Consider the following 24,118-nt stretch of genomic DNA (forward strand, 5'->3'; position numbering starts at 1 on the left):
ATGAGGCTTTCCGGTAAAACCATTTTACTTGTTTCACCTGAACCATGGGATCATTTATTTGTCTCCAAACATCACTATGCCATTCATTTGGCCCAAAAGGGAAACAAAGTCTACTTTCTTAACCCTCCTGGCAAAAAAACTTCATTAATCAAATCTGAACAAGAAGGGCTTAATGTTATTTCTTACAAAGGCTTTCCAAGAGGAATGAGGTACTTCCCTTCGTTTTTATCAAAGTGGCTCAATAGGAGAGCTTTTAATAGATTAGAATCAATTGCGGGAGTGGATTTTGACATCATATGGTCATTTGATAATTCTGTTTTTTATCAGATGGATGCATTGCCTGAAAATGTCTTTCGAATTTCCCATATTGTGGATGTCAACATGGATTTTCAAACAGAACGAGCTGCTCAAACTGCATCCATTTGTCTTTGCAGTTCTTCTGCCATAAAATCCAGATTGGAAAAGTTATCTAAGAAAGTACATCAGATCAATCATGGTTTTTCTTTACCATCAAAAAAAGTTGATGTACCGCTCAAATTGAGTACAGAGGGTATAATTAACGTAGGATATGCAGGTAATCTGGATATTAAGTATTTAGACTGGAGCCTTATACAGGAAGTGGCTAATAGGCATCAGAATATCCAATTTCATTTTGCTGGTTCTGTGAATTCTCAAAAGATCAAAAACCTAATTGATGAGTCAGGTAATATGCATCATATCGGAGTTTTGAATGCCAGTGCAATTCAGTCTTTCTATGAAAAGATGGACATTTTAATGCTGGCATATCTTGCTGATGAATACCCAGATCAATTGGCAAATCCTCACAAAGTCCTTGAGTATCTCTATTCAGGCAAGCCTATTGTGGCGACTCTTACACAAGAGTATGAGGGCAAGGATCTGATGTACATGAGTGGAAAAAATGCTGAGTGGCCCTCCATTTTTGAGTATGTGATCAGTCATCTTGAAATGTGTTCATCGAAGGAATTAGCAGATAAACGAAAAAACTATGCCTTAGAGCATACTTATGACAAACAAATTGATCGAATTGAAAAGTTATTAGCAAGTTTGCCAGCTTGAACCCTCAGAGCATCTATGAAGCGCAAAAAGGTTGTTATTTTCCTATATAATCGGTTATTCGATCCGCTGATCCAATCCAATTTTTGGTTATACATCAAAGACTACTTGAAGGACCCTGACAGATCGGTCGACTTTTGCTTGATTACCTATGAAAATCCAGAATTCCCGCTCACTAAAGAGCAGGAGGTACTGGTCGAGGAGTGGATGGAGCATGGGATGAAATGGAAAAAACTCAAATGGAATCCGGGCACAGGCCTAACAGCCAAAGCAAAAGACATCATCCAGGGTTTCTTCGCACTTTTAAGTCTTCGATTCAAAGGCTATAAACATGCGTTATCCCTGGCTTCTGTGGCCGGAACCTTCCTGTATTTGTATTGGCTCATATTAAGAAATCGCTATTTCCTGTATCAGTTTGAGCCACACTCCGAGTATGCCATTGATAACAAGATGTGGGAGGAGAATAGCTTTCAATTCAAGATAAGCCACTATCTGGAGCGAAAAGCGGCGGCAAAAGCGGCAGTGGTAGCGTCAGGTACTCGATTCATGGAAAGCAGGATACGGGAAGAATGGAAATTCAGCACACCGTTTTTCAAAATTCCAACGGTAGCCAATGACCGGAAATTTGTTTTTGATTTGAAGGATAGGGAGCGTGTGAGGGAGGAATTGGGACTTTCAAACAATGATTTTCTTCTTTTTTATCCCGGCAAATTTGGTGATCTGTATTACCGGGAAGAAGCTGCATTCATGTTTAAGTGGCTCAGGGAGGATATCTCCAACCTCCATTTTCTCATTGTTACTCCTCACGATGATGAAGAGGTGATTCGATTGTTTGAGGAGGCTCGGGTTGATAGCTCAGCCTACACCATCCGTCATTCGGACTATGCAGACATCCATAAATATTATTCAGCAGCTGATTTTGCGGTGATTTCGGTTCCGCCTGGCCCATCCAAAAAGTTCATTTCAAATATTAAGGTGGGTGAATATTTATGTGCCGGACTTCCCTTTTTGATTACCAGGGGAGTCTCAGAAGATTACGTATATGCCTTAGAGAAAAAAGTAGGGGTGGTGGTGGATGACTTTCAGGAAGAATTTATTAAAAAGGCAGCCCCAGAAGTTCGGCGATTTTTAGAGGCAGATCGGGATGAGCTGAGAAGGCACTGCAGGAACGTGGGACTGGAGTATCGGGGCTTTCAAAAGTTGAATGGTATATTTAAAGAGGCAATTCAAGAGCTAACACAATGACATTGGAAGGAAAAAATGTATTGATCACGGGGGGTACCGGATCCTTTGGAAAGGCCTATGCCAGGCACATTCTTGAAAACTACAACTTAAATAAATTGGTACTTTTTTCAAGAGATGAGCAAAAACACTATGTGCAGAAGCGTGAATTTTCAGTGTGGGGAGATAAGGTTCAGTTGGTCATAGGTGACATCCGTGATAGAGATAAGGTGTTTGAGGTCTGCAGAGGTATGGATGTGGTCATACATAGTGCTGCCATGAAACACATGCCTATGGCCGAAGAGCATCCAATGGAGGCCATTAAAACTAATGTGCTGGGTAGTCAAAATCTGATCGATGCGTGTGTTTTTCATAAGGTGAAAAAAGTGGTGGCACTGTCCACCGACAAAGCAGCGCTACCCATCAATGTGTATGGAGGTACCAAGCTGTTGCTGGAGCGATTGTTTATCACCGCCAATGCGCAGCATGGAGAGAATACCAGCTTTGCTGTTGTTCGGTATGCTAATGTATTTGGATCGAAGGGATCGGTGATCCCTCTTTTCATGAAATTGAAAGATTCGGGAGAACTGCCGATCACACATCCGGAGATGTCCCGATTTAGCATAACAATGGATGAAGGTATTGCCCTGATCCAATTTGCTATCGAAAGGAGCCTAGGTGGAGAAATTATTGTGCCGATAGCACCTTCCTATAAAGTAGGCGATGTGGCAGAAGCTGTATGCCCATCTTGCGAAAAGAAAATCATTGGTCCACGTGTGGCAGAAAAAATGCATGAGGTATTGGTCTCTGAGTTTGAAGCAAAGCAGACGATTAAAGCAGGTCATTATTATTTAATTCTTCCTGAACTTGGAACAAAGGATACTGATGCTTACATCAAGCATTATAATAATGCAAGAAGAGTTGCATTGAATGAGTATAGTTCGGGGACTAATGCTGATTGGCTTTCGATAGAAGATATTCGGAGAATGATTGCTCAGCTATGATAATCTCGTCCAGAAAGAAGTTTATTTTTTTCCATACACCAAAGGTGGCCGGATCAAGCTTAAATGCCGCTCTTAGAAAGTATGCGAACATTCCAAGTAGTAGATTTTACAACTACTTATTAGATTATGTCGGAACCTCAAAATTTTTTGGGGTTTACCCCAGGCATATTTCGCCCTTTCAGCTTTCAAAATACCTTCCTGAAGAAAAGTTCAACACGTATACTAAGTTTGCTTTTGTTCGCAATCCATTTGACTGGCATGTGAGCCAATACCATTTTCATAGACAGAATGATTTTGCTGTCTTCTTCCCACTTTTTAAAAAAATGGATTTTAATGAATATTTGGTTTGGGCGAAGGATAATGTGCATCTTTCAAAGTCCAATCAGTATGAATTTCTAAGCGATGAGAATGGACAGTTGATGGTGGATTTCATTGGTAAAATTGAAACGATAGAGAAATCATTTGAAGAGATCAAAGCCAAGCTTGGAATTAAAGCAAAACTTCCTCATCGGAATAAAAGTACAAGGTCGGATTCCTACAGGCAATATTACAGTGATCTAGGAATTGAACTTGTGAATGAGCTAAATAGTAAGGACTTAGCCTTTTTCGGATATTCATTCTGAAAATACATGAAAGAAGGACTAGTTAGTGTCATAATGCCTGCTTTTAATTCAGCATCATTTATTGCTGAGGCGATTGAGTCCGTCCTTTTACAATCGTATAATAATATTGAGCTCATTATCATTAACGATGGTAGCACTGACACTACTAAAGAAATCATTCTGAGTTTTTCTGATTCAAGAATAGTATATCTGGAACAGGAGAATATGGGGGTAAGTATGGCAAGGAATCAAGGGCTCAAAGGAATGAAGGGTGAATACTTTTGCTTCCTTGACTCAGATGATGTCATGCCCACTAACAGTATTTCATCTAGGTTGGAGGTCTTTACTAAACATAATGATGCTGTTTTTGTTGGAGGTGCTCAGCATGTATTTAAGCATAAGGTGTCCAACATCCTTAAAATTCAGGAACCAACTTTCGAAGGGGTTCCCACGGAAGCGATTGCGATGCTCGATCCAAGCTGCTTTATTAATTGCGGTACCTGGTTAATACGCCGAAGCGATAATGAATTGAGATATTTTCCACAGGGATGGACTCATCTGGAGGATGCTTGTTTCTTTCTGAGGATAAGTCATTGGGGCATGCATTATTCAACGGCTTCTCCTGCTCAGTTATACCGTAAACATGAGGGATCTGCTATGTGGAATTTGGAAGGTCTGGCTGATGGCTACTTGAGATATATCAAAATAGCTTTACCACACCTCTCCATCTCGAAGGGGCTAGTGTTTAAGCTCAAGGTGATTAAAATCATGAGCTTATCTTTCTTATCAATGAGACAATTCCGTCAAATCATCAAGTGGAATTTGCGTTATATCATAGCAAAATGATGAACCTTACACTTAAAATATTGTATCAACTGAGATTATATCGCATAATAAAGTGGTATAACCAATTGAGGGGACGAGTTCCGGTACTTGTGTTTCACAGAGTAGCCAGTGATACTAATTCAACTTCAGAGCCAATAAGTGTAGCCAGGTTCAGGGAAATTATTGATTTCCTAAAATCTGAATATGAAATCAAGCCCTTAAGTGATTTAATTGAAAATAGGGGAGATCTGAGAAAAGCGTGCTTTGTGACATTTGATGACGCGACCGAAGATTTTTATCAAAATGCACTCCCTATATTAATTGAAAAGAATGTCCCCTTTACTCAGTTTGTGCCAACTGGTGTTATAGACGATATTGACCCAATATGGACTTATAAATTATTTAGTATTTGGGATTCGTTAGATAAAGAAACGGATGTGGATGTGGATGGAATGAGTTTTAGACTCAAGCCTAGCCCCAATATTCAAGATGTGATTGGATGTGTGATGAAGGTGCGAGAGATGCCCATGCAAACAAGGTCTAGTTTTTTAAGTCAAGTGGAAAGCAAAGTTGTGATTAAACACCCAATCAAGCACATGACATGGGAGCAACTGAGTGAGTGTAAAAAAACAGGCGAAATAGGAAGTCATTCAGTTAGTCATCCAGATTTAAAATATAGTGATAATGTAGAGGATGAGATTAAGTACAGTAGAGAGAATCTTTTGAGAAAAGGTTTTAAATCTAACTACTTTGCTTACCCATTTGGCTCGTTTGACGAAGAAATACTTGCACTCGTCTCAAATCATTATGTTGCGGGATTTACTACGGAAGAAAAGTTGTTTTCTTTAAATAAGGGTTTTCTTAAAGATCATAGATATAAGATTCCAAGAACGACCATATTAGATGAGAAGCCATCCAGATATGCATTTAGAATAGTGGGACTATTAAATTATCTAGCAAGGCTGGTTAGTAGGATTGGGTAAAAATGACAAGAGCGAGAGAGTTATATATAGCTATAATTTACTGCATTTGCTTGCCAGTGTTTTCACAGACAATACAGCTAGGTGATTTAGGAGATGCATGCATTGGAGAGCAAATAGGACTTGGTTATGCTTCAACTTCAATTGAGTCTGTAGTTTGGGATTTTTGCTTTGAAGATTTAAAGAGCACTCCTGAAATCTCCAATTTCCTTACTCTTAGTGGGATGAATAGTCCGGAAAGTATCCGGATTGTATATGATAGTTCAAACTGGTATGCTTTTGTAGGAAGCAGGTTAACGGATGAAGTTTATAGATTGGATTTTGGATCCTCCCTTGATAACAGTCCTACTATCAATAACTTAGGTAATCTTGGAGTAACCTCTTTAAGGCCAACAGGATTAGAGTTTCTCAAAGACTCTGGCACATGGTATGGTTTTGTTACTTCTCAGTCAGGCCCTTTGATAAGATTAACTTTCGAATATGGGTTAGATGGTTCTTTTGTGGTTGATAACCTAGGTGATTTAGGAAGTTGGATAGTAGTGACAGACTTAGATATTAAGCAAGATACTTCGTCTGGCAATTGGCTGGGAGCTATTTTAGATTCAGGTCTTGATAAGGCTTCATTTATAGAATTTGGAGGCAGTTTATCAAATACACCATCGATAATCAATGAAGTTGGAACTGCTGAAAATGCTAGTATAACCAACCCCAGAGGAGTTGAGTTAATAAAAACAGCAATTGGATGGTTTGTTTTTTTTGCAGACAGAGATTCAGAACTTGTAATTCTATCTGATTTTGGTAGTAGTTTATCAAACTCTCCAACTTTCACCAATATTTATACTATAATAGATCCTATTCATTTAAAAATTAAAAAGGAAGGGCTTGGGTATTCGCTGTTTGTTCTGGCTGCTAATAATGGACTTTATAGGATTGATTTTGATTCTGATAATCTAGATAATTATACAACAGAGTCTCTAGGAAATTTTGCGGGATCTATAAGTCCATCAGATGTATTTGATCTTGTTGATGATTCACCTTATTGGAAGATGTTCATTATTGATAAGGGTGGACTTGAAATATTCAAATTAGACTTTATTGGGTCATGCGGAAGTAGCTCAACTGACTTTTCAAATCAAGCATCTCCTCTTGGTTTAAGCTACGCTACTGCTGGTGATTACTTTATAGAATTGCAAGGAAAGGATTCTTATGGAAACATTTTTATTGACTCAGACACGATTACCATCCTCCCTCAAACCGCCCCCTCCATTTCTCACTCCTCTCAGGAAGTCTGTGTCTCCAATCCCATCACATTTTCCCCATCCAACCCTGGCCTCTCATCCTACTCCTGGGATTTTGATGGTGACGGGTTATATGAAATAACAGATGACAACACTGGATTCGATCAATCCTTTGATTATTCAGGACTTGGTCCCGGAACTTACACTGTGCGACTAGATGTCAACGATGGCACGTGCGACAACTTTTACGAAGAAGAAATCACGATCTATCCTCAGCCCCCTGTGCCAGCTTTTACCGTCGCAGCTAGCGAGTGTGTGAATACGGACATCTCATTCATAAATGATACAGATGAGTCTCAGCATACCGGTGTGATCTCCTACATGTGGGATTTTAATGATGACGGCATCATTGATAGCACAGATCCTGACCCCACTTTTGCCTATTCAACTCCCGGCACCAAGACAGTGGTGCTATACGATACTATTCCGGGTTGTAGCAACGTTTCAGCAGAATTCGAGATTGATATTTCTTCTGGCCCAATCGCGGGATATGCTCCTTCAACTTTATCAGCCTGTGAGGGAGAAACTATCGCCTTTACGGATACAAGCTCAGTTGACTCCCAAGACTACTTCTGGGATTTTCAAAATGGCTTTACATCCACTATTTCGAATCCAGCAGCCCAGCTCTATGAAAACAGTGGTTCTTATTTCGTATCACTAACTACAACAGATGCTCAAGGCTGTGAGGATACTTTCGTACAGGAAATTTCAATTTCAGCTTCCCCCCAAATCAGCATCGATTTCGACATTCCCTGCACCTCTCCAGACGGGGTTCAGTTTTTTGATCTTACTACGGTAGACGGTGCTGATATTGTAAGCTGGTCCTGGGAAGTGGATGGGGAAGAGGTGTCCACTCAACAAAATCCTACGCTCAATTTTAGCTCCACAGGAGTGAAAACCGTTGGACTGACGGTGCAAAGCTCCAATGGATGTGAGCAATATGTCACTGAAGATATTGAGGTCTTAGCCGCACCGTCTCCTGATTTTTCCATTGATCTCGGCTGTCAGGGAGAGACTACATCATTTACGGATGAAACGGAATCTGTTGGAAATCCCATTGTCTCCTGGCTGTGGACGGTGGATGGAGTGAATTATGGTACGCAAGATATCAATCATGTATTCACTAACCCGGGAACTTTTGATGTGATGTTAGAGGTGACGGGACAAAATTTTTGTTCGGAAACCATCACCAAAACGGTGGAGATCATTGAATTGCCACAGGTCAACTTTACGGTTAATGGAGAATGTGATAACCAGGTGATTAGCGCACAGGATCAATCCACTGGGTCAGTGGACCCGGTCATATCCCGTCGCTGGATGCTGGATGGAGTAAATGTGGGAAATGGAAGCCAGCTTTTGCTTAGTGAGTTGGAAGACAATACCTATGAGCTTGAACTTGAGCTTGAGACTGAATCGGGCTGCCTTGTAAGCTCTTCGCAAATCCTCGAGATTAATGAAGCTCCGGAAGCGGAGTTCACCAGTAGCAGGACTTACGGAATTCCGGGAGATCGTCTTACTTTCACGAATAATTCATCCGGAGGAGTTTCTTATCAATGGCTGCTGGATGGAGTATTACGAAGTGCAAGCCAAGAAGCAGAAAGCATTGAGTTTTCCACGGCAGGAACCTATGATGTGAGTCTTGTCGCTCAGAATAGCCTGGGGTGCAATGACACAACAACACGTGAAATTTTAATAGCTATACCTGAAGTAGATCTTGCTATCGGTGATTTCGAATTAATCGATGAAAAAACGGGAGAAATTTATCTGGAGATACAAAATTTTAGCAATCTCCCTGTTGAGATAACAGAGGTTCAAATAGTACTAGCTAATGAATTTAGTGTGAATGAACAGATTAATGCATTTATAGGAATAGGGGAGTCTTTCTCAAAAATTCTCAGCGTTAAGATTCCACAGGCCATTTCAAAACCTTCCTATTTTTGTGTTAAGCTGATTTCTCAATATGAAGAATTGGAATACTCGGATTTGAATCCCATAAACAATGAAAAGTGTATCACTTTACAGCCCGATGTTCAGGTAGAAAATCCATTCCCTAACCCGGTTAGGGATCAATTCAGACTCAAAGTAGTGACTCCTGCAGACGGACAAGTAAGTTTGAGATTAATTAATGCTACCGGGAAACTTCAAAGGGAAGAAACCTATCAAGCTTCTGCGGGTCTCAACAACTTCTTTATTGACATGAGCACCCTCAATCCGGGTATTTACTTTGTTACAGTTAATGTTTTAGGAAATACGTTTAAGCGAAAAGTTGTCAAACTTTAATATGCTCAACTCGTTAGGGTCTTACATCAATTAATTGTTAAAGGTTCGTAGTTTATTTAAACGGCTGTCAAAATTTTTATTAATCTTATTAAATTTGTAACGAATAAAATTCTGTTATGAAGATACAATCATCGCGTATTAAGCTGGATAAAATCGATCGCAAGATTCTGGACATCTTGCAGTCAAACGCAAAAATCACCAACGCCCAACTTTCAAAGGATATTGGCCTTTCACCAGCTCCTACCCTGGAGCGAGTGAAAAAGCTTGAAACTTCAGGTATTATTAAGAGCTATCATGCGAAGCTGGATACAGACAAGGTAGGTCTTGGTGTACACACGTTTGTACAGGTTTCCTTAAAAGGACACAATAAGAAAAACATCGATGCATTTATTAATGAAATCAATGCCATTCCTGAGGTAATCGAATGTCACCACATTACAGGTTCAGGAGACTTCATCCTTAAAATTATTTCTAGCGACATCCAGTCTTATCAGAAATTGATGCTGGAAAAAGTGTCCGAAATAGAAGTAGTGGATGGCTTGCAATCCATGATTATACTCTCTACTTTCAAGGACAGCAAAGTAATGCCTGTTCCTGAAAATGAGTAAAAATCAAATTCTATCTCAGCCTAAGGTTGATCAGATCATCCGCCGGATTGCTTACCAGATCTATGAAAACAACATGAACAATGAAATAGTGTTGGTGGGAGTGGATTCCGGAGGACGAAAACTGGCTGATCAAATAAATGGGACATTAGCTGAGATATCTGGAAAGAAATCCATTTGTCACACAATATCACTAGACAAGGAAAACCCTTTAAATAAGGACATCCTCATTGATGGTGATGTTTCTGATTTAAAAGATAAGACCGTGATCTTGTGTGACGATGTATTGAATAGTGGAAGAACACTTGCCTACAGTCTGACCAAACTTTTAACCCTGCATGTGAAGAAAGTGGAGACTGCTGTCCTCATCCTTCGGACTCATGGAAGATTCCCGATCTATGCCAATTATAAGGGATATGAACTTTCCACCACGATCAAGGAACACGTTGAAGTGCGTCCGGGAGATGGGGTGTTTTTGAATTAGTGGAGTTCACCCTTTGATCCCAGAAGAGATCCCGCTATCCAGCTTTGGTTGTCTTGAATGGCAACCCTTTAGGGGCTGGGGGTTATCAATAATCCTTATACAAATTCGGTTTTTTGGTGAGCATTTTCAGGCTCATCTCCACTAGCTCTCCCATATTTTCACATTCCAGAAAGTCTGGTTCTTCATAGAAATCAGCAAGCTCTTTTCTGAGACGTTTGATATTTTCCGGTTTTGAAAGTTTGTCTTTTTTCATTGCAGAAAGCAAGTCATCTACTCGCTTGCGCTCCACTTTCAATCGGTTTGCAATATTTGATCTTTCCTCTCGCTGATATTGCTTCACGGTTTCAGTCGTCATGTGCTTGAGACCGATTTTAATGATGGGATTGTTTTGTGTGTAATACTGTGGCAGGTAGATCGCCCGGCGGCCTTCATATGACTGCTGATCAAAATCAATGGCCCGAAGACGATATTCCACATCTTCAAAGTCAGGAGTGATGTCGATCACGAAATTGCTACTGTGCATATCCCCAAGGAGTCGCACGAAGCATCTTTCGTTAAACTTCACGAATTCTTTTGCTAATCTGATTTCATTTAGTGTGCTACTTCCGAGGTATTTTTTGATAAACAACTCAGCCGGGACCCCCACAATGTGTTCTTCAATCAGCGTTTCCCTATTTACCACATAGCTGATCTTATTGGGGGAGAGTAGGTGCTCGAGTTCCAGTCCATAAATCCGTGAGGCGTCCGCGCGTTTGATATAGAAGTAATCAAAGTTGTCATTGATTTGATTCACCACTCGCACGCGAAATGGTTGAGTATTTCCATAAGCACATAAATCTACCCGATCAATGATCAGGTGATCCATGACTGACAAGTCGCCATCTGCCTTCATGATGGCATATACTTTTTTCAGTGATGCATTGATGTGCTGCATGTCACCCTGAGGATAAAAGACAGTCTCCCAAAGGGTATCATTTCCGGTCTTGTCATAAAGTGGAATAGAATTATCGTAGCGGATGAGGTCACTATAATAGATAGGCAAATCTATTTCCCGGTCATACTTCTTGATGTACGCCCTTAGAGCTTTACTGATTGGAAAAATTTCCTTCTTCTTACTGATGATTGCCATGCGTATTCCTAGTCAAGATATTTAACTCCAAAACGCCCTATCTTCGGCTCCATAGGGGCAGGAATGGTTTCACTCCTGATCATCTCCAGCAAATCAATCTCAATATTTCGTGTGATGGTACTGATGGGGGTATCTGCGGCTCTACCTTCAAATGGGTCCTCGGTGACAGCTCCGGATTTTTCAAGTATCGTGAAAACAAATGATATGGCGATGGACATTGGGATAGCACTCCAATGCATTTCAGGAGCCAGGGCAAATGGTAGGCAAATCACAAAGAGCCATAAAAAAACACCCGTGAAGTAATTATAATAATACGGAAATATGGTGCCTTTTATTCGCTCTGCCATCCCCTGCAAATTGTAAAACTCCTTAATCACATTAGCCAATTCCATGTGCCTAAAGTCTTCAATGATGCGATCCTCATATGCTTCCTGTAGCCTTTCACTTTGCTTGTGGAGAATTTGAGTAGGCTTATTATGTAGTTTTTTTATCTTTTCTATTTCTTTCTCAGAAAGATACCTTTCCAAATCGTTCCAGTGGTTTTGTCCTCTCAGGTGCATAATCAGCGCATATAACCATCCGATATGTCTATGAATCAATTCCTGTCTCCAGTCAAGTACTTTTTTATCTTTAATCTTCCCTTTTGAAAAATGTGTGGATGAAAATGTACAGACCATTACTCCAAAAGTACGACTTGCATTGACGATACCTCCCCAGACCTTTCGTGCTTCCCACCATCGATCATAGGCGCTATTGTTTCTAAACCCAAGAAATATGGCTAACGCACCACCCAAAATTGTAACCGGCACCACCGGAAGCACTATCGGGTCCCAGAGGAATATCTCACCGAATTCGAACTGTAATACGGCGATAATGGATATAAAAGTGAAAAGAAATATGTTCCTTCTGTTATAGAAAGCAATCCCGTAAACTTGTTTGAACGGGTTATCCGAATACTTAATCAGCATTAGCTTAGCATTTTAAGAAACGTCTCAGAAGCAGCTTGACACCACTGTCTGAAATCGTCTCCAACATCTTTGTGTTTTGGAAGATACTCCAACAAAATTTCTAAGTCAAAAATTTCACTAGATGTTCCTGCTCCTGCCTTTTTTGCATCCAGGGCATTGCACGCTTGCTCATAATGGCCCTCCACCGGCACCATCAGGACAGGTTTGCCGAGATACATTGCCTCACACACTGACTCAAATCCGGCAGTGGTTAGGTAGCCTTTGCACAAGGACATAAGTCGTATAAATTTCTTATCGTCAAGTTGATGAAACGTGAGAGTTTCATCCACTTTCAACTCCCAAGGCTCATCTTTTTTGTCCCAAAAGCAATGAATGGGAACCTCCGGGTGTTTTTGATGAAAGACCTTCACTTCTTCAGAATAGCCATGATTTACCATATACACCAGAAAATGATCCCCATGTGTGGGTTTTTGCTTCTTTATTTCATCTCTTAGAAGAGGAGGTACTACAAAGAGTTTTTTCCCGGGTTCATCTTTCATGCACTGAAATGAGAGGCCGAGGATTTTGTCCGCTTTATACCCGGACAGTTTGTTCCCTGCCCGTAGAGATGCCTTGTCATAAAAACGTCCTTTTGGAAACTCAAATTCCGAATGATTGAGTAGAAACTGGTGGGCTAATGCAATGTGCTGAATGTTTGGTCGCTTAATTAGAAAGTATAGGCCGCCAAGAAAATCATAAAAATTAATGATTGTGTCAGGTTGCTCACTTTGGACGATTCGGTGGATTTCATTGATGCTCCGTAGAAATGTCCGATACTTTCTTAAGTTGATCGTGAGTGTTTTAAAGACATTGACAGACCGATTGTTTTTGTCGGTTACAAAATTCGGACTCTCCAGCTGCGTGATTGGACTTTTAATTTGGTCTGAAAAAAATGCAGGGAGCTCTCTTCGCTTACTTTTTCCAACAAATACATGAGAGACTTTATGTCCATTATTTGTTAGGATGTGATACAAGGAAATGGCTTGAGTCATGTGCCCTCTTCCTTCGCCTTGAACAATGAAAATGTATTTCATGCTAGTAATAAGTAGTCGGGATTAAGGCTTTAGTGAGTTTATTAGCCCTCGAATGATTTTTGATACCTCGTTTGCTTTTTCAATTAACAAATCAGAATCGTTCTCATTCACATAACTTAATCGTTTAGCTAAATAAAGCATTGATTTTAACTCACTAGCTGATCCAATTGAGAAATAGAGAAATCGCTTAAAATCAGCATTACTACTCCTATCAAAGCCTTCTGCGATATTATTGGAAACAGATATTGAGGCTCTTCTTATCTGATCTCTAAATCCAAAGTCCTTTTTTGAATCAAACTGTTTGTAAATTAAAACCGCAAGTTCCTGTGCCTTCTGCCAGGCTATTAAATCCTCAAACTTCTGAACTCCCAAGAGCTTATAACTTAGTTCTTACCACTGATTCCTAAGATGCAAACTTAAGTAGAAACTCTGTGCCTTCTCCGATTTGGGACTTTGCGGTTATGTTACCTCCATGCTTCCTCATTATTTGTTTAGAGAGGCTGAGACCTATACCAGATCCATTTTTCTTGGTAGTGAAGAAAGGAATAAAAATCTTTTTCAATGCCTCTTCTTCAATTCCAGTTCCATTGTCGGCTACCGAGATAAAGGCACCTCCACCATCATAAGGCATGGCGGTGATGGTTAGTGATCTCTCTGCTTTATCGGCGGCTGCTAAAGCCTGAACAGCATTTTTGACTACATTAATGATTACTTGCTCTATTTGCTCGCGATCAATATTTACCGTAAGCCCTGGTTTGACCGAACAGTTTACATTGATGCCTGCTTCTTCGATATCCGGTTTTAGCAAGACCAATATATGTTTAATCATATCTTCTATTTCGTGACATTCCAGATTAGGATGCTTGATACGCGTCATATTCCGGAAATCAGAAACAAATTTGATCAGACTTTCACTTCGATTATGGATTGTTTTTACTGACAGGTAAAAATCTTCAATCGTGTCATCAGTGATCTGGTTGACATCTGAGCCGTTCTTAAGGAAATCGTCCAGATCAGATTCAACCGTGGCAGCAAGAGAAGAAATAGGTGTTACTGAGTTCATAATCTCATGTGTGAGAACTCTGATCAGGTTCTGCCATGCTTCCATTTCTTTTTCTTCCAACTCAGACTGAATGTTTTGGATGGAGATCAGTTTGAAGGCTTTTCCTCGCAGCGAAAGTTCAATAGCGTAAACAGCTAATTGGACCTCATCTTCATTCTTAGATATTTTGATCAGATCACGTCCCCCTGTTCTCAATTCTTTAATTGTTGTTTCGAGTTCTGGATGATCTCTGCCGATCTGTTTGATGTTTTTTATCATCTTGATTCCGAGCAGCTTTTTAGCAGCATTATTCATGATCTGCACTTCTCCGTCCGCATCGAAAGTGATTATGCCAATGCCAATGTGCTGAACAATCGTCCGTAGGTATTGATGCTGAGCTTCTTTATCTGCGCGAATTTCCCGAAACTTCCGGAGGATTTCATTGAATTCATGGTATAGTAAATCCCGACTTGATCCTGTTTTACGTTCGGGATAGGTATTGGTAAAATCATCGTAATGGATGCTTTCTAAAAAATGCGTGATCTCGCGATTTGACTTCTCAAGGAAATTATAGAGATAATATGCCTGAAAAGCACCCAGACAGAATACTAGAAATTTTGTGAAGAAATATGACTCTGAGTAATACAGATGTGTAAACAGAAACATGGTGAGCAGGAGCAAAAGCAACCTGCCGATTAACTGAAATCGAAATGACTTATAAACCATGTTTTTCTAGTCTACGGTACAGGGAAGCACGGGTAAGTCCGAGCTCTTTGGCAGCCTTTGAAATATTCCCTTCATGTTTGTTTACCACTTTTTGAATGGTCACCTTTTCCATGTCTTCCAGGTTATAAGAGTCTGGTTCCAGAGAAAGGTTGCTTTCTGGCTTCTGGGAAAGGAAGAAGAAATCCTCGGGCATCAATTGCGAGTTGTCACTCATGATTATGGCTCGCTCGATGGCGTGCTGTAACTCACGAATATTTCCAGGCCATGGATATTTCTGAAGCTTGCTTACTGTAGAGGGAGCCACTCCATCGATGCTTTTTCTATACTTCCCGGCGTACATTTTCACAAAATGATTCGCAAGCATCTCCATATCTTCCATGCGCTCACGCAATGGAGGTAATTGGATTTCAACCGTATTAATTCGATAAAGAAGGTCTTGTCTGAAAGTGTTTTCATTCACCATTTCGTATACGGGCATGTTGGTAGCACTGATCAAGCGAATATCAACTGGTACTTCCTGGTTGCTACCGATACGAGTCACTTTACGATTCTGAATGGCAGTAAGCAATTTGGATTGAAGAGGCTGGCTAAGGTTTCCTATTTCATCCAGGAAAAGGGTGCCTCCGGAGGCTACTTCAAACCTTCCTGCCCTGTCTTCTTTAGCATCAGTGAATGCGCCTTTTTTGTGACCGAAAAGCTCGCTTTCAAAAAGTGATTCGGTAATGGCTCCCATGTCCACACCAATAAATGGCATGTCTTTACGCTGAGATTTTTCATGGATCGCTCTCGCGATCATTTCCTTTCCGGTTCCATTCTCACCAAGGATGAGCACATTAGCATCTGTTGCGGCTACTTTATCTATAAGCTTAAACACTTTTTTGATCGCATCGCTTTCTCCAATGATGTCTTTGAATGCTTTACTGCTGTCTGCCTGAAGTGTCTTGCTAGTCTGCTTGAGTTTGGTGACCTCTTTTCTACTGTGTTTCAGTTTTGCAGCACTCGATAGTGTAGCGAGCAGCTTCTCGTTTTGCCAGGGCTTCAAAACAAAATCAGTAGCTCCTGCCTTCAACGCCTGAACAGCCATTTCCACGTCACCAAAAGCGGTTATGAGAATGACAACCGACTCTGGATCTTTTTCCAATATTTGCTCCAACCAATAGAATCCTTCCTTACCACTCGTAGTATCCTGGCTGAAGTTCATATCGAGCAGGATTACATCAAAGCTATCGTTGTTAAGGAGAAAAGGAATTTTACGTGGATCTTTCTCAATCACAACTTCTTTAATATGCTTTTTAAGCAGCATTTTGGCGGCTAAAAGCACATCCTCGTCATCATCGATTATGAGTATTTTATTTATTTCTTCTTCCACTTTTTTTCAGATTTATAATAAGAATTGCTACAACTGTGCCAAGCCTCAAAATATGTGTTTCAGCTTGACTGGGGGATAAATCTAATTAATTACTGTTCGAAAACGAACAGAGTTACTGAGTATTTGTCACAATACCGAACATATTCGATAGGCCCAAGACCGGAAATCCTACGACGTGGTAAAACTCTGCCTTGCTTTTTTCCCATTTTGTGAATGCTTCAAAGTATTCAGTTTGCGCTTCAATGTATTTGTCCTGTTGAATATTGAGCTTGAATAAGTCAGTTTCGCCATTCTGTAAATTGATGATTTCAGCGTCGAGAAGTCTTCGATAATTATTTGATACTCCTTGATATTGAACGAGTAAATCCTGAAATGCCACGCTCTGTGCATAGGCTCCTAGTACTTCATTTTTTAACTCTACCTGACTTTGAGCCAATTGAAACTCATTGCTTTGAAGTTTCAGCCTTGTTTGCTGAATTTTTCCACGTTCTTTTCTAAGCAGGATTGGAAATGAAAAATCGATCCCCATTTTATAATTGTCTCCAAATTCCGGAGACCGGGTTTCAAATTCCGGATTGAAAGGGGCGTCTATAAATGAATAGGAAAGGTCAATTTGAGGCTTCATACTTTCTCTTGCCCATCGCATGTCCGCATCCAACTGGCTTCTTTTCCCTTCCAACTTAGCTATTTCAGGATTGCTTGTCATAGCAAATGAAATGGCCTCCTTTACCTCCGTATCCTGAGGAGTGCTGAAAAGGGATGCAGAATCAGGGAGAACACCAGGCAGCAGCTCCAGAGGAATCAGGTTTTCAGACCAAAGATGCTTTGCCAGATTAAGCTTTGCCAGCTCATATTCCAAAGTGGCCTTTCTGTAATCTACCGTACGTTTTTGAAAATTGATTTTCGCTTGTAGTGTATCTACAACAGCAGCTTCACCGAATTCGTAATCAATCAATGTACGATCAAAAAGATTTTGAGCTAAAACGATGGCTTGCCTCATAAGCTCCTGCTTCTTGCTTGCCATGTACCAACTCCAATAGTCTTTGATGACGGTGAAGAGGATTTTATTGACTTCTTTGATCTGCTCTGCCTTCGCGATTTGAGAAAATGCATCCGCTCTTCTGATGGCGTTCCTTCGCTCATCGAAAAATAAACCCTTTCCAATTGGAACAGACACTCCCACCGCTACCTGTTCAAAGTCTGTTTCAGGTGAGATGTAATTTTGAGGATTTAAAAATTCTCCACTGTTCTTGAGGAATTCTACTTTCGGGTCTACTCCAATCCATGTTGGGATCTTAAAAGAAGTATTTAAAAGATTGTAATATTCCTTTTCCTTGAACTCTTTCAGGCTGTAATCTGCTTCGATTTTTGGGTCCAGGTTTCCTCTTGCCTCACGCAGCACAGCTTCTGCGTTCTCATCCAATAAATCAGCTTGCTTTACCACCGGATGATATGAAAGGGTCATTTTCATTATATCTTCCAATGATAAATAGGTCGTATCTAGTTTGGCAAGTGAGTCTTGTCCAAATAAGGATTGAGATATGAATATGAAAATCAGTAGGAGCCTTTTCATTTCTTTTCAGCTGTTTCAGGTACCTCACCATCTTCATAAATCATAGGAGGGAAGCCATTCATCTGACGCCAGATCTCATACCAGATTGGAACGTTGTTGAGCATTACCCATCCTTTGATGCCAGAGCCAAGTCGTAATTGCTCCGGCCATGATTCGTCCTCTGGATCTGGTTTCACCAAGATTCTAAACATACCATTTTTACTCTGCACACGATCGACAATTGCTACGACCCCACCAAAGGTTCCAACTGAAACATTGGGCCACCCTGAGAACTGCAATGCAGGCCAGCCATCAAACTGAACCCTAACCTTTTTACCGGAAGAGATCAATGGAATATCCATTGCCTTGACATACATTTCCACAGCCAAATCTTCAGATTCGGGTAAAATAGTTGCTACAGCATCACCCTCTTTGATTGTTTCTCCGATCCCCATTTTGATGGCTTTGACAACATATCCGCTTTGAGGTGCTATGATTTGATATTGTTGCTGTCTGATGCGGACATTGGAAAGCTCATTCTCCATTTTAGAAATTTCACCCATGGTATCATTCAACCCAGATATGGTTTCATTCAAATTTGATTGAGCTTTACTGATTTTATCGGTGTAATCAGCTTCAATGGAGGTCAATTCAAGTTCAGCATTCGCTAAATCTGCCTGCCGTTGTAGCCATTCGTTCTCTGCCTTTAATACCTTGGCAGCACTCATCTGGTATTTGGATTCTATTTCCTGAAACTTCGTCAGTGTAATGTTCCCTGCCTCATATCGATTTTTGTTTCGATCGAAAATACTGGTGGCATTTTCATAATTTACCTGTTCTGCCACAAACTCCAGACTGTCTGCCTGAAGTTTAAGTACAGCTTGTCGCAATTTATTTTTAGCCTGACTTGTTTTTGCTTTCAGCGCTTTTTCAAGTGCATTGATTTGGTTTCGAAGAGCAGTTGCCTTTTTAGATTTCGCATCTTGCGAATTACGCTTTGCTTCAAGCTGCTCCATCAAACGAGGAACCAAATTGGGATCAAAATATTTATCCTTAATCTCCGCGATGGTCATTAAGGTATCTCCCTTATTTACATAATCTCCTTCAATGATATTCCAGCTGGAAATCCTACCGGCGATTGCAGACTGCACCAATTGGGGCCGATTTTTTGGGCTCAGGGTTGTTAGTGTACCTTTTCCACGAATGTTCTGTTGCCAGGGTAGGAATAGTGTAACTATAAGTATGGTAGTCAGCACGATCAATACTTTGGCAACTGTTCGACCAACACCGGGCGTTTTTAACGTCCTGAGTGAATAAAGGTGGGTTTCAGAAAGTTTATCCAGGTGATCCATCAGTAGATTTCTTTAATTATTTCCTCTTTCTTGATTAAGTCATCGAAAGCCTCGAGTGCCTTCATTTCACCTTCCTCGAGGTACAAAACTCTATCACAGGCTGCCATTACCAAAGGGTCATTGGAAACGACAATAAGCGTCCATTTTTTATCTTCTCTTGTCAACATTTCAATTAGCTTCAGCCTGTCCCCTTTGGTGAAGTTGCTGAAGAAGTCATTGAGAATTAGCATAGCTGGTCTTTTCGCCAGACACCTTGCCAGGATCAATTTGTTAACAAACGATGATGAGAAACCTTTGCCGGCACTAAGCATTTGCGTGTGAAGGCCATGTTCTAATGCATTTATGTCTTTCATTAATCCAACCTCTTTAATAGCATCAATGGCATGATCAATATCGGAAGTTGGTTTTCCTACAAGGATGTTTTCCAAGATGGAACCTTCGAAGATGTCTTCTTGAGATACATTTTTTCCAATACGGTCTCGGATATAGGTGGAATCCAAATCTCTTAGCGAGAGCTCATTATAGGTCAACACCCCTTCGTAGTTCTGGTGAATACCGGCAATAATATTTGTGAGCGTAGTTTTACCAGCACCACTACCACCGCTGATACATAAAGTTCCACCTTTTGGAATGTCCAAGCTTAGATGTCTTAATGAGGGTTTTCTGGATTCAGGATAGGTATAAGAAACGTCTTCTAAAGTCACATTTAGCCCCTCTTCCATTTGAGATTGTGGGATATCAATTCCCCCGGGTCTTTCAAGCGGCAGGTCAGTCACATGTGAGATTTTATCTACAGCAGTGAGCATATCGTAAACAACATCCATATACATGATGATTTTCTCTACAGAGCCAAGCACCAAAATGATGATAACTTCTGAAGCTACGAACTGACCAAGGGTAATTTCCCTTTGAACTACCAGGATGGTGCCCAATATCAGTAGACCACCTGTGACAATCGCTTTGAAAAGGAGGATAAATGAATATTGAGAAATCAGCACTTTGAAGTGTGCACTTCTGTTTTTTAGATAGTTATTTACATAGTAATCGGTCTTCTTAAGTGGAAGAATAGTGTTTCCTGCAAGCTTGAATGAATAAAGCGTTCGAGCCATTTCTTCCAGCCAGTAGACTACTTTGTATTTATACTTCGACTCCTGAATGGAACTCTTGAGCCCCTTGGGGCCAGTTAAGTAAAAAATCAGAAATAACAATCCTAATAATCCCAATCCGAAGATGATGAAAAATGGGTGGTAAAAGGAGAGCAGAAGTAAGCCAAAAAGAATTTGAATCACACCAGTGGAAAGGTCAATTAGTAGTTTGGGTAGCCCCTTTTGCAAGGTGAGTACATCAAAAAACCGGTTCATTAACTCAGGCATATGAAGATTTAGTACGGACTCCATTTTTATCCGCGGAACCCGAAAAGCAAATTCAAATGCCGCTTTCGTGAAAACTCTTCGTTGTAAGTATTCCACGATGGTGATTTGAAGAACTTGCAAAACACCTGTTCCCAGAACACCTATAATAATTAGTGTGATGAGCAGATAGACCGAGCTAAAAACCACCCCTCCGGAAATCAACTCTACTGCAGCCTGAATACCAAGTGGAAGCGTCAAACTAACCAAACCGATAAGTGCCGCATACACATAGACATAAAAAATATCTTTCCGGTCTGCTGAAAGGAGGTTAAATAGCCGCTTCACCGGAGTTAGCAGAGATGCATCACCTTCGGCTGTGAAACTCTGATAGGCAAATGAAGTCAATGTAAAAATTTCACCCTGAGCATTGGTTGAAAAGTTTATTTGATGAAAATCTGGCGTCCGAAGCTCTTTCAATTGTCCTCCAGGAGTAACAAACTCGAGGATAATTTCCTTTTTCTTTTTCTTTATAAAGGCCGGATGGAAGCCATCTTGCTGTATAAAAACGATAGTGGGGGATGCAGTATCCGAAATAAACTCATAGAGTGTATCACGTTTCATGTACTTTTCAAAGAGTACAATTCCACTTTCATTTCCGGCCTCTATGAGGTCTCGCTGAAACTCAGATAATTCATTGTCTTCGTAAAACCTGGATATAATATCCACTCTTTCCAGTTTTGATATATTCAGATCTATATCAAGCTTCGTGGCACATTCCTGAAGGCACCTTATAATTTGCTGATTGTTCATTTTTTCAGTGAATTGAAAATGAGTGTAGAAAGAAATTCATAGTTTCTGTCATAGATATCCTCCTCTTTTTTGATGTCAGAAAGTCTTGGGAGGTGCTGAACGAAAAACACTTGCTGATGGGCTGCTTCCAGACACGTACTGGTTAAAGAATTGGGAAACTTAAAATTCGGATTAATTTCAACCATGTAGGAAGCGATTGTCATGCAAAGGGATTTATAGCCCTTAAACAAACCTTCTTTGTTTATCTCATCCACTTTTTTTGTAAGGTATGTTTTGTCTGATTCATTGATGACAATGTGCTGAAGGACACTTTCACTGATTCCGGGAAAGTTATCATCATCATGTAGCTTGCTGGTGATAAACCGAATAGCTATTCTTAATTTTTCTTCCGGATCAGAAATATTGTGAGTTTCATAGGAAATTCGATATTCAATATAATTCCAATACCATGCTATAAGATAAACCAGCAAGCGATGTTTATTCTCAAAATATCGATAAATCGATGCTTCAGTAGACCCAATCCTTATTGACAGTTTTTTAAATGTAAAAGACTCAAAACCAATCTCATCAATCAAAAAGATGCTCTCTTTTATGATTTTTTGCCCCAAATCTGTTGACTGAGGATCCCTGAGATAGAGAGCAGGGTTGAGCTGAATTTGAAGTTTTGCTATCATTTAAAGATATTTAGCTATCAAATATAATAGTAATACTATCATAACGAATAAATTTCTTCTGTGTTCATATTTTTTTTTCAATTGAACTTTTACTAATATTGAAGTCATTAGTCCTTTTTATTTTGAGTTTTTGACCTTTGGGTTCAGGTGTTAGTCCTCCTGAACCTTTTTTTTTGCCTTTTCTACGGCAAACCTCCTCCTAACACAAACACAAACATTCCTTTTCTTTCAAATCGCTATTTTCAAATTAAGTGATCGAAAGCGAACACTTTTCTGTACTATTTTGTACAGGAGAATCTTAGGTTTATTCCCCCGAAAGCATGTAAGTGTCTGTTAAATAGCCTTTTACGATTAATGGCATTCTTATTGGCATAGTGGCAGGTCGAAACCTAAACGACCAAATTGTTAATGGACAGAAAGATTAAAAAGAAGAAGTGGACCCCTAAGAAAATCGCAATTTATGCGGGAGGTGCTTTACTAGTGATTTTCATCGGTTACAATTTTTTCCTCTCTGGTGGTGGAACCAGACTCAATGTAGAAAGGAACAAAATCAATATAGCCACAGTCATCGAAGGTGATTTTCAGGAATTTATTCCGGTGGATGGAAACGTCCTGCCAATTAAAACCATTCGACTGGATGCAATCGAAGGGGGGGTGGTCTCCAAAAAGCACTACGACGGAGGTATTTTGGTTGACAAAGGAGATACGATTCTTGAGCTGGCAAATAATGCCCTTTTGCAAAGTTTTGTGAGAGAAGAAACGCAGGCTTTCATCCTTGTTAACAATGTTGAAAACACAAAATTAAACCTCCAACGAAATCAATTCGAGTTGCGTAGAAATTTACTTCAGCTTGATTATCAGATAGATGCGGCAAAGGATGCGTATGAGCGTGGAAAGAAATTGTATGATGACAGCATCATCTCAGAGCAGGAGTTTTTAAACCTGAAAAGAGAGTATGACAGGCTCGTTGATAACCGGAGGATTCAGCTTGAATCAAATAAATTCGACTCGCTGGCCTCTGTTACCCAGATAAGACAGTCTGAGGCTACTCTGGAGAGAACAAGGGAGAACCTTGAAATGATTAAGCGGAATCTAAACAACCTGTACATCAAGGCGCCAATTGACGGAAGGCTGTCTACGGTGGATGTGGAAGTAGGGGAGTCAATAGCTCCGGGACAGAATATCGGACAGATCGATGACCTAAATGGTTTTAAGGTTCGTGCAACTATTGACGAACATTATATATCTAGGATATATGCGGGGTTGCAAGGAACGTTCACTTTCGCGAGTAATGATTTTGGTCTGGAGATTACAAAAGTATATCCGGAGGTAAACAATGGATTGTTTGAAGTGGATATGGCATTCGATACGATTCCACAGGGAATCCGGAGAGGTCAGACACTTCAGATTAGACTACAGCTGAGTGAAAACATTACGGCCGTACAGATTCCAAGGGGAAGCTTTTATCAGACTACCGGCGGAAACTGGATATTCGTAGTGAATGAGGACGAGACTGAAGCGGTACGTAGAGATATCCGGCTGGGCAGACAGAACCAGCGATACTACGAAGTGGTGGAAGGATTGCAACCTGGAGAAAAAGTTGTTGTCTCTTCTTACAGAGGATATGAAGACAAGGATATCCTGGTAATAAAGTAACCAATAAGAAAACGAAAAGTATTTAAATAGAACCCAAAGACT

Annotated in this window: 20 protein-coding genes; 10 read left to right on the top strand and 10 right to left on the bottom strand. The window is 40.3% G+C overall.

Annotation, left to right across the window (positions count from 1 at the left end):
* From ACOQON_RS02270 to ACOQON_RS02310, 9 genes are all read left to right on the top strand, one after another.
* Window positions 1-1,077 (top strand): glycosyltransferase, encoded by a 1,077-nt coding sequence (locus tag ACOQON_RS02270; protein WP_420577308.1) that lies wholly within the window; start codon window positions 1-3, stop codon window positions 1,075-1,077.
* A 15-nt stretch (window positions 1,078-1,092) separates the two neighbouring features.
* Window positions 1,093-2,319, top strand: coding sequence for a hypothetical protein (locus ACOQON_RS02275; protein WP_420577309.1), 1,227 nt, complete (start codon window positions 1,093-1,095; stop codon window positions 2,317-2,319).
* A complete protein-coding gene (locus tag ACOQON_RS02280; RefSeq protein ID WP_420577310.1) occupies window positions 2,316-3,299 on the top strand; it encodes a polysaccharide biosynthesis protein in 984 nt (327 codons plus the stop codon). The genes ACOQON_RS02275 and ACOQON_RS02280 overlap by 4 nt, the downstream gene beginning before the upstream one ends.
* Window positions 3,296-3,922, top strand: coding sequence for a sulfotransferase family 2 domain-containing protein (locus tag ACOQON_RS02285; protein WP_420577311.1), 627 nt, complete (start codon window positions 3,296-3,298; stop codon window positions 3,920-3,922). The genes ACOQON_RS02280 and ACOQON_RS02285 overlap by 4 nt, the downstream gene beginning before the upstream one ends.
* 6 nt (window positions 3,923-3,928) lie before the next feature.
* Entirely contained in the window at window positions 3,929-4,747 is an 819-nt protein-coding gene (locus ACOQON_RS02290) for a glycosyltransferase family A protein (RefSeq protein ID WP_420577312.1), read from the top strand.
* Window positions 4,744-5,709 (top strand): polysaccharide deacetylase family protein, encoded by a 966-nt coding sequence (locus ACOQON_RS02295; protein ID WP_420577313.1) that lies wholly within the window; start codon window positions 4,744-4,746, stop codon window positions 5,707-5,709. The genes ACOQON_RS02290 and ACOQON_RS02295 overlap by 4 nt, the downstream gene beginning before the upstream one ends.
* Window positions 5,710-5,765: 56 nt before the next feature.
* Window positions 5,766-9,284 (top strand): PKD domain-containing protein, encoded by a 3,519-nt coding sequence (locus ACOQON_RS02300; protein WP_420577314.1) that lies wholly within the window; start codon window positions 5,766-5,768, stop codon window positions 9,282-9,284.
* A gap of 116 nt (window positions 9,285-9,400) precedes the next feature.
* Window positions 9,401-9,892: an Lrp/AsnC family transcriptional regulator gene (locus ACOQON_RS02305; RefSeq protein WP_420577315.1), complete on the top strand. Its 492-nt coding sequence runs from the start codon at window positions 9,401-9,403 to the stop codon at window positions 9,890-9,892.
* The gene (locus ACOQON_RS02310; RefSeq protein ID WP_420577316.1) at window positions 9,885-10,373 is read left to right on the top strand and encodes a phosphoribosyltransferase family protein; all 489 of its coding nucleotides are present in this window, start codon (window positions 9,885-9,887) and stop codon (window positions 10,371-10,373) included. The genes ACOQON_RS02305 and ACOQON_RS02310 overlap by 8 nt, the downstream gene beginning before the upstream one ends.
* An 85-nt stretch (window positions 10,374-10,458) precedes the next feature.
* Here the strand turns inward: ACOQON_RS02310 and ACOQON_RS02315 are convergent, their stop codons facing one another.
* The 10 genes from ACOQON_RS02315 to ACOQON_RS02360 all read right to left on the bottom strand — a co-directional run bounded on the left by ACOQON_RS02315 (window position 10,459) and on the right by ACOQON_RS02360 (window position 22,420).
* Window positions 10,459-11,502 (bottom strand): hypothetical protein, encoded by a 1,044-nt coding sequence (locus ACOQON_RS02315; protein ID WP_420577317.1) that lies wholly within the window; start codon window positions 11,500-11,502, stop codon window positions 10,459-10,461.
* Between the two features lie 8 nt (window positions 11,503-11,510).
* Entirely contained in the window at window positions 11,511-12,470 is a 960-nt protein-coding gene (locus ACOQON_RS02320; protein WP_420577318.1) for a bestrophin family protein, read from the bottom strand.
* A complete protein-coding gene (locus ACOQON_RS02325) occupies window positions 12,470-13,543 on the bottom strand; it encodes a glycosyltransferase family protein (RefSeq protein WP_420577319.1) in 1,074 nt (357 codons plus the stop codon). The genes ACOQON_RS02320 and ACOQON_RS02325 overlap by 1 nt, the downstream gene beginning before the upstream one ends.
* Before the next feature lie 21 nt (window positions 13,544-13,564).
* Complete coding sequence (locus ACOQON_RS02330; protein ID WP_420577320.1) at window positions 13,565-13,915, bottom strand: four helix bundle protein; 351 nt, start codon at window positions 13,913-13,915, stop codon at window positions 13,565-13,567.
* Window positions 13,916-13,946: 31 nt separating this feature from the next.
* Entirely contained in the window at window positions 13,947-15,311 is a 1,365-nt protein-coding gene (locus ACOQON_RS02335) for a sensor histidine kinase (RefSeq protein ID WP_420577321.1), read from the bottom strand.
* Complete coding sequence (locus ACOQON_RS02340; RefSeq protein WP_420578673.1) at window positions 15,301-16,614, bottom strand: sigma-54-dependent transcriptional regulator; 1,314 nt, start codon at window positions 16,612-16,614, stop codon at window positions 15,301-15,303. Before ACOQON_RS02340 ends, ACOQON_RS02335 begins: the two co-directional genes overlap by 11 nt.
* Before the next feature lie 178 nt (window positions 16,615-16,792).
* Window positions 16,793-18,253 carry a TolC family protein gene (locus ACOQON_RS02345; protein WP_420577322.1) on the bottom strand — a complete coding sequence of 487 codons (1,461 nt, stop codon included), beginning with the start codon at window positions 18,251-18,253 and terminating at the stop codon, window positions 16,793-16,795.
* The gene (locus tag ACOQON_RS02350; RefSeq protein WP_420577323.1) at window positions 18,250-19,584 is read right to left on the bottom strand and encodes an HlyD family secretion protein; all 1,335 of its coding nucleotides are present in this window, start codon (window positions 19,582-19,584) and stop codon (window positions 18,250-18,252) included. Before ACOQON_RS02350 ends, ACOQON_RS02345 begins: the two co-directional genes overlap by 4 nt.
* Window positions 19,584-21,746 (bottom strand): peptidase domain-containing ABC transporter, encoded by a 2,163-nt coding sequence (locus tag ACOQON_RS02355; protein ID WP_420577324.1) that lies wholly within the window; start codon window positions 21,744-21,746, stop codon window positions 19,584-19,586. The genes ACOQON_RS02350 and ACOQON_RS02355 overlap by 1 nt, the downstream gene beginning before the upstream one ends.
* Window positions 21,743-22,420 (bottom strand): TetR/AcrR family transcriptional regulator, encoded by a 678-nt coding sequence (locus ACOQON_RS02360; RefSeq protein WP_420577325.1) that lies wholly within the window; start codon window positions 22,418-22,420, stop codon window positions 21,743-21,745. The genes ACOQON_RS02355 and ACOQON_RS02360 overlap by 4 nt, the downstream gene beginning before the upstream one ends.
* A 408-nt stretch (window positions 22,421-22,828) precedes the next feature.
* On the opposite strand from ACOQON_RS02360, the gene ACOQON_RS02365 reads away from it, so the two are divergent.
* Window positions 22,829-24,076 (top strand): efflux RND transporter periplasmic adaptor subunit, encoded by a 1,248-nt coding sequence (locus ACOQON_RS02365; RefSeq protein WP_420577326.1) that lies wholly within the window; start codon window positions 22,829-22,831, stop codon window positions 24,074-24,076.
* Window positions 24,077-24,118: the final 42 nt, after the last annotated feature.

The organism is Ekhidna sp., assembly GCF_965221965.1.
Taxonomy (GTDB): Bacteria; Bacteroidota; Bacteroidia; order Cytophagales; family Cyclobacteriaceae; genus Ekhidna.